The sequence below is a fragment of the Streptomyces aurantiacus genome (assembly GCF_027107535.1).
In the GTDB taxonomy this organism is placed as follows: domain Bacteria; phylum Actinomycetota; class Actinomycetes; order Streptomycetales; family Streptomycetaceae; genus Streptomyces.
On the sequence record NZ_CP114283.1, the window covers coordinates 2842636 to 2856148 of the forward strand.

Annotated in this window: 10 protein-coding genes and 1 tRNA gene; 6 read left to right on the forward strand and 5 right to left on the reverse strand. The window is 71.8% G+C overall.

The window, feature by feature from the left end; all coding sequences use genetic code 11:
• Nucleotides 1-66: 66 nt before the first annotated feature.
• Nucleotides 67-2517, reverse strand: a complete 2451-nt coding sequence (locus tag O1Q96_RS14315) for an SCO7613 C-terminal domain-containing membrane protein (protein ID WP_269248530.1) — start codon at nt 2515-2517, stop codon at nt 67-69.
• 110 nt (nt 2518-2627) lie between these two features.
• Here O1Q96_RS14315 and O1Q96_RS14320 point away from each other — a divergent pair, with 110 nt between their 5' ends.
• The gene (locus tag O1Q96_RS14320) at nt 2628-3089 is read left to right on the forward strand and encodes an SRPBCC family protein (RefSeq protein ID WP_269253596.1); all 462 of its coding nucleotides are present in this window, start codon (nt 2628-2630) and stop codon (nt 3087-3089) included.
• A gap of 49 nt (nt 3090-3138) precedes the next feature.
• Nucleotides 3139-3210 (forward strand) — tRNA-Val (locus O1Q96_RS14325).
• 76 nt (nt 3211-3286) lie between these two features.
• Here O1Q96_RS14325 and O1Q96_RS14330 read toward each other — a convergent pair.
• Nucleotides 3287-4012 (reverse strand): 3'-5' exonuclease, encoded by a 726-nt coding sequence (locus O1Q96_RS14330; protein ID WP_269253597.1) that lies wholly within the window; start codon nt 4010-4012, stop codon nt 3287-3289.
• A 168-nt stretch (nt 4013-4180) separates the two neighbouring features.
• Here O1Q96_RS14330 and O1Q96_RS14335 point away from each other — a divergent pair, with 168 nt between their 5' ends.
• From O1Q96_RS14335 to thrS, 3 genes are all read left to right on the forward strand, one after another.
• On the forward strand, nt 4181-4747 hold the full coding sequence (locus tag O1Q96_RS14335; RefSeq protein ID WP_217454670.1) for a DUF4365 domain-containing protein: 567 nt from the start codon (nt 4181-4183) through the stop codon (nt 4745-4747).
• Nucleotides 4744-5976 (forward strand): hypothetical protein, encoded by a 1233-nt coding sequence (locus O1Q96_RS14340; RefSeq protein WP_269248531.1) that lies wholly within the window; start codon nt 4744-4746, stop codon nt 5974-5976. Before O1Q96_RS14335 ends, O1Q96_RS14340 begins: the two co-directional genes overlap by 4 nt.
• A 134-nt stretch (nt 5977-6110) precedes the next feature.
• Nucleotides 6111-8087, forward strand: coding sequence for a threonine--tRNA ligase (gene thrS, locus O1Q96_RS14345; protein ID WP_269248532.1), 1977 nt, complete (start codon nt 6111-6113; stop codon nt 8085-8087).
• A gap of 28 nt (nt 8088-8115) precedes the next feature.
• Here thrS and O1Q96_RS14350 read toward each other — a convergent pair whose 3' ends face one another.
• Complete coding sequence (locus O1Q96_RS14350; RefSeq protein WP_269248533.1) at nt 8116-8772, reverse strand: potassium channel family protein; 657 nt, start codon at nt 8770-8772, stop codon at nt 8116-8118.
• Nucleotides 8773-8839: 67 nt separating this feature from the next.
• On the opposite strand from O1Q96_RS14350, the gene O1Q96_RS14355 reads away from it, so the two are divergent.
• Complete coding sequence (locus tag O1Q96_RS14355; RefSeq protein ID WP_269248534.1) at nt 8840-9400, forward strand: HIT family protein; 561 nt, start codon at nt 8840-8842, stop codon at nt 9398-9400.
• Nucleotides 9401-9463: 63 nt separating this feature from the next.
• On the opposite strand, the gene O1Q96_RS14360 is transcribed toward O1Q96_RS14355, so the two are convergent.
• A complete protein-coding gene (locus O1Q96_RS14360; RefSeq protein ID WP_269248535.1) occupies nt 9464-11137 on the reverse strand; it encodes a hypothetical protein in 1674 nt (557 codons plus the stop codon).
• A gap of 157 nt (nt 11138-11294) precedes the next feature.
• A complete protein-coding gene (locus tag O1Q96_RS14365; RefSeq protein WP_269248536.1) occupies nt 11295-13493 on the reverse strand; it encodes an elongation factor G-like protein EF-G2 in 2199 nt (732 codons plus the stop codon).
• Nucleotides 13494-13513 lie beyond the last annotated feature (20 nt).

Below are 13513 nucleotides of genomic sequence, written 5' to 3' on the forward strand. Positions count from 1 at the left end.
GGGCAGGGGTGACCGCGCGGCCATCGAGGCCGGTCGCGCGGTTCCCCGCCCGGAGGGCGCCCGACGTCAGCGCATCCTTCCCAGTACCTCCCGCACCCGGCGGGCGTCCCGGAGCCGTTGCTCGTACGTCGCGCCCAGCGCCAGCAGCAGAAGACCCGCCAGCGCGGGAGGTACCCAGCGCGGAATCGCGCCCATGGCCTGGGCGATGTACGGGGCCAGCTCGTGGAGGGCGACCAGGGCGAGCGTGCCGCCACCGAGGACGAGCAGTGCCTGGAGGCGCTGCCGGGCACCGGCGAGGGTGACCAGCAGCGCCGCCGCGCCGAGCAGCAGCGGGCGCGGCCAGCCGGAGTCGCCCCATACCGCGATCAGGCTCGGCACCAGCGTCACCGACAGGCCGGGCCCGTACGCCGTCCAGGACGAGGCCTCCGCGTCACGGCGCCTGCGGACGAACCCGACGACCAGCGCGGGCACGGTCACCGGCAGCGTGTACGCCTCCGGGGAGCCGACCTCCCAGGACACCAGCCGCACCCAGGTGGCCAGCACGAACAGGGCCGCTGCCGCGTATCCGGCCTGCCTGCGGTCCGCGCGCACCGCGGTGCCCGCGGCGATCACGCCGCACAGGGCCAGGACGAGGGCGAGCGTGGGCGGTTCCGCGAGCGCGAGGCCGATCGCCACCAGACCCGCCGCGGCTCCCGCCGCCTCGACGGACACCGTCGTCGCCGTGTCCCCGGTCCGGGGAGCCAGCAGTGCCGCCACGGCCGGGACCACCAGGACGAGCAGCGCTACGTGGTGCGGCTGCCAGCCCAGGAACGCCCCCGTGGCACAGGCCAGCGCGCCGGCGTACGCGAGGGAGGTTGCGGCCGTGACGGCCCGTGACTCCTGCTTCAGCCGGACGGCGGCCGCCGCGAACAGGGCCGTCATGCCCGCCAGGACGCCGAGGGTGGCGGCTTCGTCGGCGAGGGAGAGCGCGACGAGGTGGAGAGAGGTGAGGAGCGCCAGGCAGAGGGCGGTCAGTGACACGGGGGAGGGCCGAGTGCCGGCCGGAAGCGGTGGCACGGGCGGTACTGCCGGGCCGTCACCGGTGAGGTGTCGGTCACGGCTGTAGGCCGTGACCGCCAGCGCGGCCGCCGTGATCACGCCCTGCGTCAACAGGCCCGCGGAGTAGGGCAGTCCGAGCGTCGCGGGCAGGACGAGGACGGCTGCCCAGGCCAGAGCGAGCGCACCGCTCAGGGCGGCGGTGCGGTGCGGTCCTGCGCGGAACGCCGGCGCGAGAACCACCGCGACGGCGGCCAGTACCAGCGGAGCCGTCTCCGTACCCGACGGCCAGGGCGTGTCGACCGTCACCGCGTCCCGGGCGTCCGACGGCGCTCCGCCCCAGACGCGGGCCGCCCAGCCGACCGGACCGATGGCGACCACGGTGACGAGGGGCAGCGCCCACGCCACCGCCAGGGCCTGCACACTCGCGGAGGACCACCACAGACCACGGCGTACGGTCTCCGGCAGCCAGGTACCGCGCACGAGGAGCAGCGCGGCACCGCAGGCCAGACAGGCCGGAACCGTCCACGCGCCGGGCAGCACCGTGCGCAGCACGCCGCCCGCCGCGGCGACGGCCACCAGACCGCCGGTCAGCGCCAGACCGAGCGCCGCCCGAGCGGCGGGGGCCCGCCACGCGGCCCCGAGGGCGATCGCCGCGGCGAGGGCGAGGAGCGCCGCCGCACGGGCGGCGGCGCCCGGACCGGTGGCCTCCCACGACAGCCATCCGGCCGCCAGGACGCCCCAGGCGGCGGTCCCGTACGCGCCGGCTCCCGCGACGGCGCGTACCGCCCGCCCGGACACCCGGAGCGCCAGTGCGGTGTCGAGCGCGGCGGTCACCAGCAGCGCCGCCGTGATCGTGTGGTCGCCGCCGCCGGCCGCCACCACCCCCAGCAGCAGGGGTAGTTGGGATGCCGCCACGGCCGCCGGCAGCGGCAGCCGCAGAGCGCCGAGACGCAGGCCGTACGCCGTCCACAGTGCGGCCAGGAGCGCCGACGCCGCGGCCGCCCAGCCGGTGCCGTCCACCTCGGGGAAGGCGACCTCGTGCAGGGCGTAGGCGTCGAGCACCGTCAGCGCCAGGCCGAGGCCCGCCACCGACTCGGCCGTCGAGCGGAGCCCGCGCCTCAGGAGAAGCACCGGCGCACCGAGCGCGGCCAGGGTGACGGCGCCGAGGACCACGGACCGCCCTGCGATGCCCAGGTGCCCCCAGCTCACCAGCGTGAACGCGATCGCCGCGACGGTCAGCAGGGTGCCGCCGAGCACGAGCAGCACGTTCTGTACGCCGTGCGCCGAGGCCTCGGGCCGTTCGGGACGGGACGCGGGAGTGCGGGCGGGCCAGACGGCCGGAGCCTGCGCCCCGGCCGACCGCAGCACGCCGAGCAGCCAGGTCCGGCGGGCCAGCAACTGGGCCCTGCGCGCGTCCAGCTGCCGCAGCTCGTGGTCGAGGATGCGCAGTTCCTCGGCCGGGGGCGGAATGTTCGTCATGTCACGGAGTGTGGTTCAGGTCACGCCGCAGGGCATGAGCGCACGTACTCAGGACGTACTCAGATCTCCGCGACCGCGTTGCGGACGGGCAGACTCGGATCATGAAGCGCATGGACTGGACGCACTACCGCTTCCGCAGCCTGTGGAACCTCGCCGCCCCGCTCACCGACGTCTACGACGCGCTGGCCGACGCCGAACGCTATCCGCGATGGTGGCCGCAGGTCCGCGAGGTCACGCCCCTGGACGAGCTCAGCGGTGTCGTCCGCATCCGCTCGGCACTGCCGTACGACCTGGTGTTCACCGCCCGGGAAATGCGCCGGGACCGGGCGGCCGGGGTCCTGGAGATCGCGATGACGGGCGACGTGGACGGCTGGGCGCGTTGGACCCTCGCCACCGACGGGCCGGGCACCCGCGCCCGCTACGACCAGGAGGTCCGGGTGACCAAGCCGCTGCTGCGGCGGCTCGCCGTGCCGGGACGGGCCGTCTTCCGTGCCAACCACGCGCTGATGATGAGGGCGGGCCGGCGAGGGCTGGCCGCATACCTTCACGGCGGCCGCCCCGGACCATCGTGAAGCGGTTTGAAGGAAACGCACGGAGACCTGTATTGTTCGGTGCGTTCCCGGGCGATTAGCTCAGTGGGAGAGCGCTTCGTTCACACCGAAGAGGTCACTGGTTCGAACCCAGTATCGCCCACCGGGAAAGGCCGGTCCGTCACAGACGGACCGGCTTTTTGTATGGCCGCGTCCTGCTCGCCGCGCGTCGCGCCTGCTCAGGCCGCTGCCGGGAGATCGGGCCGCAGGGGCCAGGCCGGATCGACCGACTCCTCCGTACCGCTGCGGGCGAACCACGCCTGGAGGCCGCGGGCCTGCGCGGCGTGCCAGACGGCCTGCAGCGTGTGCAGTTCGGCCGGCGACAGCCGCTCCAGACGGATCGCGAAACGGCGCCCGACCGCCCGTACGACCTCCAGGGAGGCCAACGCGTCCGCCGCCGCGTCATGGGCTCCCTGCAGCTCCACGCCGTAGTGCGCGCACAGGTCCGTCAGCGTGCGACGGCCCTTGCGGTAGCGGTCCAGGTGCTTGTCGAGGACCCGCGGATCGAGGACGCGCAACGGCACGGTCTCGAACCAGTGGTCCAGCGAGGACGCCCGGTGCCTGCGCAACTCCCGGTCCAGGAGCGTCAGATCGAAGGGCGCGTTCATCACCACGAGCGGACGTCCCGCCGCGCTCTGCTCGGCCAGTTCCCTGACTATCTCGTCCATCACCGGCGACGGCCAGCGGCCGCTGCGTCGCAGGTGCTCATCCGTCAGCCCGTGTATCGCCGTGGCGCCCTCGGGCACCGGAACTCCCGGATTCACCAGCCAGCGGCGCACACGCGGGCGGCTGCCGGGAGCGTCCTGGACGACGACGGCGGCCGACACGATCCGGTCGGTTTCCACATCGACACCCGTCGTCTCGGTGTCGAACGCGGTCAGAGGGCCCTCGTACCAGCACGTCATACGCATACAACTCCTCGATCACCTTCGGCAGTTGACGCGCCGTCCCCTGCCCTTTTTGTGATACCCGGGCTGTTTGCGCCGTACGCCGGAAGGAGACAACAGAGGTACGGGTCTTTGCAGTTCAGCGGCCCGTCGCGGGGATTCACCTGATTCGGAAGGCTGTTGGACATGGCGCTCGCGCAGCCCGAGCAGGGCGGGCTGCTGCCCCGGCGGACGGCACCCCATCGCGGCTCACTGGCCACCACGGCATGCATGGAGACACTGCAGGTCGGCTATCTGCACGCCGTGGCGGCCGCGGCGGGCTGCTCCCTGTCCCAGCCCTTTCCGGACAACGGCATCGACTGGCACGTCAGCCACAGCGCCCCCGGGCACACGGTCGACGACGAAGTCACCATCAAGGTGCAGCTCAAGTGCACGTACCAGATCCCGCCGAACCCTCCGGGTTCCGCCTTCTCCTTCACGCTCGACAACGCCCACCTGGAGAAGCTGGCCCGGACCCCGGTCTCGGTGCACAAAATCCTGGTCGTGATGCTCGTGCCCAGGTCACAGGACGACTGGCTGCGCGCCGGCCACGACCGCCTCGATCTGCGGCACTGCTGCTACTGGATCAACCTCGCCGGACACCGGATCACCGGCCGGCGCAGGACCACCGTGCGGATACCGACCTCGCGGGTCTTCGACGACCGGGCGCTCTGCGAGATCATGACGCGGGTCGGTACGGGAGGCAGACCGTGACGCACCGCCCCATCGACGAGCCACTACGCCCCGTCAGGCCCCATCCCGCCGAGACGCCGGATCCGTGGGACCGGCCGCCCCGGCCCGACCAGGTCGACCCCGCCGTTCTCGGTGCGCTGCTGCACCGGCACGGCTGGCAGCGCCGCGGCGGGGCCCCGGGACGGTACGGCCGCTGGACCCCACCCGGGCCCGGCGGTTCCGGCACCAGCCTGCTGGTGCCGGAGAGCCGGGCCTTCCCTGACAGCGAGGACCTCCTGGGCGAGGCCCTCGTCGCGCTGTCCCGCAGCGGTTCGCCCTCCGCCCGTGACGTCCTGGTGCAACTCGCCGTGCCCAGCGACGAGATCCGCTGGTGGCGCGATGTGCCGACGGGTCCCGTCGGCGTCTCGCCGTGGACCGTGGAGGAGCAACTGCGCACGGCGGCCCGGCAGACGCTCCTCGCGGGAGCCCTCGCCGCGCGTGCGCGGGCGGGGTACTACGGCGCCCGCCATCGCAGACCCGCCGCCGCATCCCTGGACAACGTGCTGGTCGGGGCCGCGACCGGTGGCCGTCAGCTCACCGCCTTCGTACCGGTCGCCACCGGCCGCCCGCTCGCCGTCCGGCTCCACCAGGCGCTGTACGCCGCCCGCGAGGCCGTCGACTACCAGCGGGCCACCGGCGGCATGGACGCCTTCGACGGCGCCGTCGAGGCCGGGGTGAGCCATGAGCTCACCGAGGCACTGGTGGCGCTGGTGCGGGGCACGGAGGGAGCCAGGATCGCCGTCAGGTGGGCGCCCGCCGCCGGCGTGCCCGAGGGATGCGCCGCACCCGCCGAGCCCGTCGAGTTCTCGCCCGGCGATCTGCCCGCACTACGCGAGGCCGGGGCCCGCTACCTGCGCGAGGAGCCGTCCGTGCCCGTGCGGATCACCGGAGCCGTGGTGCGGATGCGCAGGTCCGGGCCGCGCGGTGACGGGAGCGTACGGCTGCGGGTGATCGCCGGGGTCGAGGTCCCGCACGTACGGATGACCCTCGACGAGGAGGCGTACCGGATCGCTGGGCACGCCCATCTGGTCGGGCTGCCGGTGCGGGTGCACGGGCGGCTGGAGAGCCGCGGGGGATTCCGCCGGCTGACGGGGGCGTCCGGCGTGGTACCCGTGCAGGTCGACGAGGCGGAGCGGGACCGGCTGATGAAGTCGCTGCAGGCGACCGCCGATATCGCGGCCTTCTTCGAGGAGGCGTGCGGCGGGGACTGAAGGTGCCGCGCGCGGGTGCGCGGCGGGTGAGAGACAACTGTTTCGCGAGGGGTGCCCCGGGCTCGGTACGATCGCCCCAGTACTACGCGTGCGAGAAGACGACTGCGCGCGTCCCCTTCAGGCAGGAGAGTCCGGTGTCAGACGTCCGTGTGATCATCCAACGCGATTCCGAGCGGGAAGAGCGCGTGGTGACGACGGGCACTACGGCGGCCGAGCTCTTCGCCGGTGAGCGCACCATCGTCGCGGCCCGCGTCGGCGGCGAGCTCAAGGACCTCGCGTACGAGGTGCGGGACGGCGAGACCGTCGAGAGCGTGGAGATCTCCTCCGAGGACGGTCTCAACATTCTGCGGCACTCCACCGCGCACGTCATGGCGCAGGCCGTGCAGGAGCTGTTCCCCGAGGCCAAGCTGGGCATCGGCCCGCCGGTCAAGGACGGCTTCTACTACGACTTCGACGTCGAGAGGCCGTTCACTCCCGAGGACCTCAAGGCCGTCGAGAAGAAGATGCAGGAGATCCAGAAGCGCGGCCAGCGCTTCTCGCGCCGCGTCGTCACGGACGAGGCCGCGCGCGAGGAGCTCGCCGGCGAGCCCTACAAGCTGGAGCTCATCGGCATCAAGGGCTCGGCCTCCACCGACGACGGCGCGGACGTCGAGGTGGGCGGCGGCGAGCTGACCATCTACGACAACCTCGACGCGAAGACAGGCGACCTGTGCTGGAAGGACCTCTGCCGCGGTCCCCACCTGCCCACCACCCGGAACATCCCGGCGTTCAAGCTCATGCGCAACGCCGCCGCGTACTGGCGGGGCAGCGAGAAGAACCCGATGCTCCAGCGCATCTACGGCACCGCCTGGCCGACCAAGGACGAGCTGAAGGCGCACCTGGAGTTCCTCGCCGAGGCCGAGAAGCGCGACCACCGCAAGCTGGGCTCCGAGCTCGACCTGTTCTCGATCCCCGAGCAGATCGGCTCCGGCCTCGCCGTCTTCCACCCCAAGGGCGGCATCATCCGCCGGGTCATGGAGGACTACTCGCGCCGCCGCCACGAGGAGGAGGGCTACGAGTTCGTCTACACCCCGCACGCGACGAAGGGGAAGCTCTTCGAGACCTCGGGCCACCTGGACTGGTACGCCGACGGCATGTACCCGCCCATGCAGCTCGACGAGGGCGTGGACTACTACCTCAAGCCCATGAACTGCCCGATGCACAACCTGATCTTCGACGCGCGCGGCCGCTCCTACCGTGAACTGCCGCTGCGCCTCTTCGAGTTCGGGACCGTGTACCGGTACGAGAAGTCCGGCGTGGTGCACGGCCTGACCCGCGCGCGCGGCTTCACCCAGGACGACGCGCACATCTACTGCACCCGCGAGCAGATGTCGGAGGAGCTCGACAAGACGCTCACCTTCGTCCTCGGCCTGTTGCGCGACTACGGCCTCACCGACTTCTACCTGGAGCTGTCCACCAAGGACCCGGAGAAGTTCGTGGGCTCCGACGAGGTCTGGGAGGAGGCGACCGAGACCCTGCGCGAGGTCGCCGAGAAGCAGGGCCTCCCTCTCGTGCCCGACCCGGGAGGCGCCGCCTTCTACGGCCCGAAGATCTCCGTCCAGACCAAGGACGCGATCGGCCGCACCTGGCAGATGTCGACCATCCAGCTCGACTTCAACCTGCCGGAGCGCTTCGAGCTGGAGTACACCTCGCCTGACGGCTCCAAGCAGCGCCCGGTCATGATCCACCGTGCGTTGTTCGGATCCATCGAGCGGTTCTTCGCGGTGCTGCTGGAGCACTACGCGGGCGCGTTCCCGGCGTGGCTGGCGCCCGTCCAGGCGGTCGGCATCCCGATCGGTGACGCGCACATCGACTACCTGCACAAGTTCGCCGCCGAGGCGAAGAAGCAGGGGCTGCGGGTCGAGGTCGACTCGTCCTCCGACCGTATGCAGAAGAAGATCCGCAACGCGCAGAAGCAGAAGGTGCCCTTCATGGTCATCGCGGGCGACGAGGACATGGCCAACGGCGCCGTCTCCTTCCGCTACCGCGACGGCTCCCAGGAGAACGGCATCCCGCTCGACGAGGCCATCGCGAAGATCGCGAAGGTCGTCGAGGAGCGGGTGCAGGTCTGACCCGTCCGCGCGCAGGCCCCCGGGGAGTTCAGCTCCCCGGGGGCCTCTCGTCCTCCTCACTGGAGAAGACCTGGAGCAGCCAGGACGAGAACGACCCCGTCACGGCGCCGAGCAGGGCGAGCCCGCAGGCCATCAGCCCCACCGCGATCACCCGCCCCGCCGCCGTCACGGGAGCCACGTCGCCGTACCCCACCGTCGCGAGCGTCGCGCAGGTCCACCACACCGCGTCGCCGAAGGTACGGATCGTCGCGTCCGCCGCCGCGTGCTCCTGCTGGTACACGGCGAGCGCGCCCGCGAAGCCGAGCAGGGACACCGACAGGCCGGCGTACGTGATCACACGCGCGTGCAGGGCGAGCCGCGGCCGGCCCCGTCGGCGCTGGACGGACTCGTAGACCCTGACGACGCGCAGGGGACGCAGCAGGGGCAGGGCCAGGACGACCGTGTCCAGCCAGTGCGTCCGTACGAAGCGGGGGCCCTGGCCGCTCAGCCGCCAGCGCACGGCGTAGTCGACGCCGAACACCGCCCAGGCCACCAGGGTCACCGCGAGACAGACGTTCCGCCACGGCTCGGGCAGACCGTGACCGAGGACCCGGATCGCGTACGAGGTGAGGAAGAGCGCCGAGGCGGCGGCGAGCGGCGTCTCGGTGCGGTACTCCCAGCGGGCCGTGCGGCTGTCGTCGTCCATCGCCTCAGCTTGGCCGGGGGCCCTTTCGCGCGGCACCCGGCGACACGCCGCGAACGGGCGAAGCAATATGCTGCACCTCATGACGAGTGAGCCGGAGCAGCAGATCGGAGTCGGCACCCAGGACGCGTTCCAGCGCCTGTGGACGCCCCACCGGATGGCCTACATCCAGGGCGAGAACAAGCCGACCGGCCCCGGGGCCGAGGACGGCTGCCCCTTCTGCTCGATCCCGGCGAAATCCGACGAGGACGGGCTTGTCATCAAGCGCGGTGAGCAGGTCTACGCGGTGCTCAACCTCTACCCGTACAACGGCGGGCACCTGATGGTCGTGCCCTACCGGCACGTCGCGGACTACACCGACCTGACCGTCCCGGAGACCGCCGAGCTCGGTGAGCTGACCAAGCAGGCGATGACCGCGCTGCGGACCGCCTCCGGCGCGCACGGCTTCAACATCGGCATGAACCAGGGCTCGGTCGCCGGGGCCGGCATCGCCGCGCACCTGCACCAGCACCTCGTGCCCCGCTGGGGCGGCGACACGAACTTCATGCCGGTGGTCGGGCACACGCGGGTGCTGCCCCAACTCCTCGCGGACACGCGGAAGATGCTCGCGGAGGCCTGGCCCTCGGCCTGAGCCCCGCCGACGGGCCGTCCGCCGGAGGGGCCGGGCGCCGGCGCTGCCGGGCGCGGTGCGGGCCTACGCGTCGTAGAGGTCCGCCTTCCTCGGAGAGGCGTCCTGGACCGCCGTGCTGAGGAACGACGAGCGGTTGCCGAACTTCTCGGTGTTCACGCCGTTGTCGTTCAGGACGCGGATCGCGGCCGTGTGCACCACCCGCAGTACGGGGGTCGCGGCGCGCAGGGCGTCGTCGGCCATGAAGCGGTGACGCCACGGCTTGGCGGCCCAGGCGTGACGCAGACCGAAGGGCTCGGGAAGGGCCAGGCTGCCGCCGAGCCAGTCGAGGATCGGCGGATACCAGGTGAAGGGCGCGCGCACCGCGAGCCGCACCACCTCGTCCGCGTCGACCAGCGGCAGCTTCTGGGTCCGGGTCTCCCAGAACCTGACGGTCTTGGCGACCTGCTTCACCTTGGCGTCCGGCCCGCTGGTGAAGAGGGAGTGCACGGGCCCCAGCGCATGGCCGGTGACCTCGATGCGCAGCGTCTCGTGCAGCACGGTCACGGTGATCAGCATGGTGATGATCAACTGGCCGTCCCAGAGGGTCCACTGGACCCCCAGGTAGTGGCGGTCACCGCTGCCGAACTGCTGCTTGTTGCAGATCTCCTGGATGGCGTGCGACTTGACCTGGTACGCGTCCACGTCGGTGCCGCCCGGGCGGGACACCGCCTTGGCGTTCTCACCGATCGGTGTGACGACCCAGTGCTTTATCGAAGGCGCCGGGAAACCGCCGGTGTTCAGCGGGCCGCGCTCCAGCATGCGCAGCTGGTCGTGGATCGACCGGATGACGTCCCAGCTGCGGAACGGATGGATCTCCTTGCCGGAGTCGGCCGGGACCAGGTCCTCGGCCAGCTGCCAGCTGCCCCAGCGCGTGCCCATGCCCAGTATTCCCTTGGGGCCCGCGTAGAAGACCGAGTTCGACTGCTGCTCGGCGCCGAGCCGTGCCAGGCCCTGGCGCAGCCGCTCGGCCGCCGTCTCGCCGGGGCTGCCGGGCACCGCCTCGGGAATCTTGGCGCCGATGCCGCCACCGGCCAGCAGACTGCTCCAGCGATCCCGCAGATCATGGGCGGTGCGCTCGCAGATCTGCTTCGCCCAGAGCCAGCCGATGACGGGTGCCACGATCGCCGCACGCGCGTACCAGGCCCAGAAACCCGAGAACGGCATCTTGAAAAGGAAGAGCACCGCAAGGGCGCCCACCCCGACCAGGACGGTGGTGGCGAGCACCCCGGCCCGCTTGTCCTCCGCCCTGGCGACCGACCGTCGGATCTGGAAGACCAGCAGCCACACGAGCAGACCGGGCAGGAAGATCAGGCCGGTCAGCACCGTCACGGCCGTGAGCCAGCTGTCCCGCTCCTTGCGGATGCGGTTCGCCGCCAGGCAGTGCTCGACGACCACCTGCGGTTCCGTGCCGAACGACTGGATGAGCGGACTGCGGCCGCCCCCCAGCATCCGCAGCTGCACGGCGCGCGAGAACGCCTCGCCCAGGTTGGGCTTGAAGATCGTCGCCCATTTGCGGCCCGGTTTGATCGTCGACTCGTGCCACTCGCTGTTGGCATCGAGGATCTTCTCGACGGGACTGTCCCGGTACGCCGCGGAGGCCAGGGCGAACGTCGCCGCCGTCTGTCCCGCGGAACCCGAGAGCGGGACCTGTGCCCCGGGCCTGAAATCGAATCCCTCGTCCGCCACTGCCGCCCCCATCGCCGCCGTGCTCCGCTCCTGCGGCTTTTCCCGACTTCGGTGCTCCGCACACCTGTTGATCAGGTCATCGTCTTGATCAGGTTCTCAGGGTATCGGCAGCGGCCGACATTCGTCGGCGGACGGCCACAGCCGTCCGCCGACCGGGGCAGAAGATCAACTAGGGATTGCCCTGGGCCTGTTCACGGATCCTGTCGGTCAACTGCGGTGGCATCGGCTCGTGCCGGGCGTAGGCGCGGTCGAACCGTGCGGTGCCGTGCGAGAGGGAGCGCAGATCGACCGCGTACCGCCCGATCTCGATCTCGGGCACCTCGGCCCGTACGAGGGTGCGGCTGCCGGCGGACTGCTCGGTGCCGACGACCCGTCCGCGCCGGCCCGACAGATCGCTCATCACGGCACCCACGTACTCGTCGCCCACCAGGACCGTCACCTCGGCGACCGGCTCCAGGAGATGGATCTTCGCGTCGGCCGCGGCCTCGCGCAGGGCGAGCGCGCCGGCGGTCTGGAACGCGGCGTCCGACGAGTCCACGGAGTGCGCCTTGCCGTCGCGCAGCGTGATCCGCACGTCGATGAGCGGGTAGCCGGCGGCCACACCCCTGGCGGCCTGGGCGCGCACCCCCTTCTCGACGGACGGGATGAACTGCCGCGGTACGGCCCCGCCGATCACCTTGTCGACGAACTCGATGCCCGAGCCGCCGGGCAGTGGCTCCACCTCGATCTCGCAGATCGCGTACTGCCCGTGCCCGCCGGACTGCTTCACGTGCCGGCCGCGCCCGGCCGACCTGGCGGCGAACGTCTCCCGCAGGGACACCTTGTGCGGTACGACGTCGACCTGGACGCCGTACCGGCTGCGCAGCCGTTCCAGGGCGACGTCCGCGTGGGCCTCGCCCAGGCACCACAGGACGACCTGGTGGGTGCTCTGGTTCTGTTCCAGACGCATGGTCGGGTCCTCGGCGACCAGCCGGCTCAGGCCCTGCGAGAGCTTGTCCTCGTCGGCCTTGCTGTGCGCCTGGATGGCGAGGGGCAGGAGCGGGTCGGGCATCTCCCACGGTTTCATGAGGAGCGGATCGTCCTTGGCCGAGAGCGTGTCACCGGTCTCGGCGCGGCTCAGCTTGGCCACGCAGGCCAGGTCGCCCGCGATGGCGTGCGTGAGGCTGCGCTGCTGCTTGCCGAACGGGGCCGACAGGGCACCGATGCGCTCGTCGACATCATGGTCCTCGTGACCGCGGTCGGCGAGCCCGTGCCCGGAGACGTGCACCGTCTCGTCGGGGCGCAGCGTCCCGGAGAACACCCGGACCATCGAGACCCGGCCGACATACGGGTCGGAGGCGGTCTTCACCACCTCGGCGACCAGCGGCCCGTGCGGGTCGCAGGCGTTGACCTGGCGCGCCCGGCCGTCCGGGGTGGTGACCACCGGGGCCTCGCGCTCCAGCGGGGTGGGGAATCCGCCCGTGACCAGCTCGAGGAGCTCCACCGTGCCCAGCCCCTGGCGGGCGCCCGGAGCCGCGGGCGCGGCGGCGAGCACCGGGTGGAAGACACCGCGTGCCACGGCCCGTTCCAGGTCCTGCACGAGTGTCCCGAAATCGATCTCCTCGCCGCCGAGATAGCGGTCCATGAGGGTCTCGTCCTCGCTCTCCGAGATGATCCCCTCGATCAGCCGGTTGCGGGCCGTCTCGATGAGCGGCAACTCCTCGGGGCCCGGCTCGGACTCCTTGCGCTCACCGGAGGAGTAGTCGAACAGCCGCTGCGAGAGCAGCCCGATCAGCCCTGTGACCGGCGCGTGCCCGTCCGGCCCCGGGGGGCCGTGCAGCGGCAGGTACAGCGGCAGTACGGCATCGGGGTCGTCGGCGCCGAAGGCCTGCGCGCAGATCCGTGTCATCTCGTCGAAGTCGGCCCGGGCCGACTCCAGGTGCGTCACCACGATGGCCCGCGGCATGCCGACCGCCGCGCACTCCTCCCACACCATGCGTGTCGAGCCGTCCACCCCGTCCGAGGCCGAGACGACGAAGAGGGCCGCGTCCGCCGCTCGCAGACCGGCCCTCAACTCGCCGACGAAATCGGCGTATCCGGGAGTGTCCAGGACATTGATCTTGTACCCGTCCCAGTCGAGAGGTACCAGGGAGAGCTGCACCGAACGCTGCTGCCGGTGCTCGATCTCGTCGTAGTCGGACACGGTGCCGCCGTCCTCCACGCGGCCCGCCCTGTTCACCGCTCCCGCCGTCAGCGCGAGAGCCTCCACCAAAGTCGTCTTGCCCGATCCGCTGTGGCCGACCAGCACCACATTCCGTACGGACGCGGGGTGGTCGGCCGCCGTAGCCCTGCCGGCGGCTCCGGGATGTGCGTTCGCCTTGTCGCCCATGGACTTGCCTCCCGTGCACG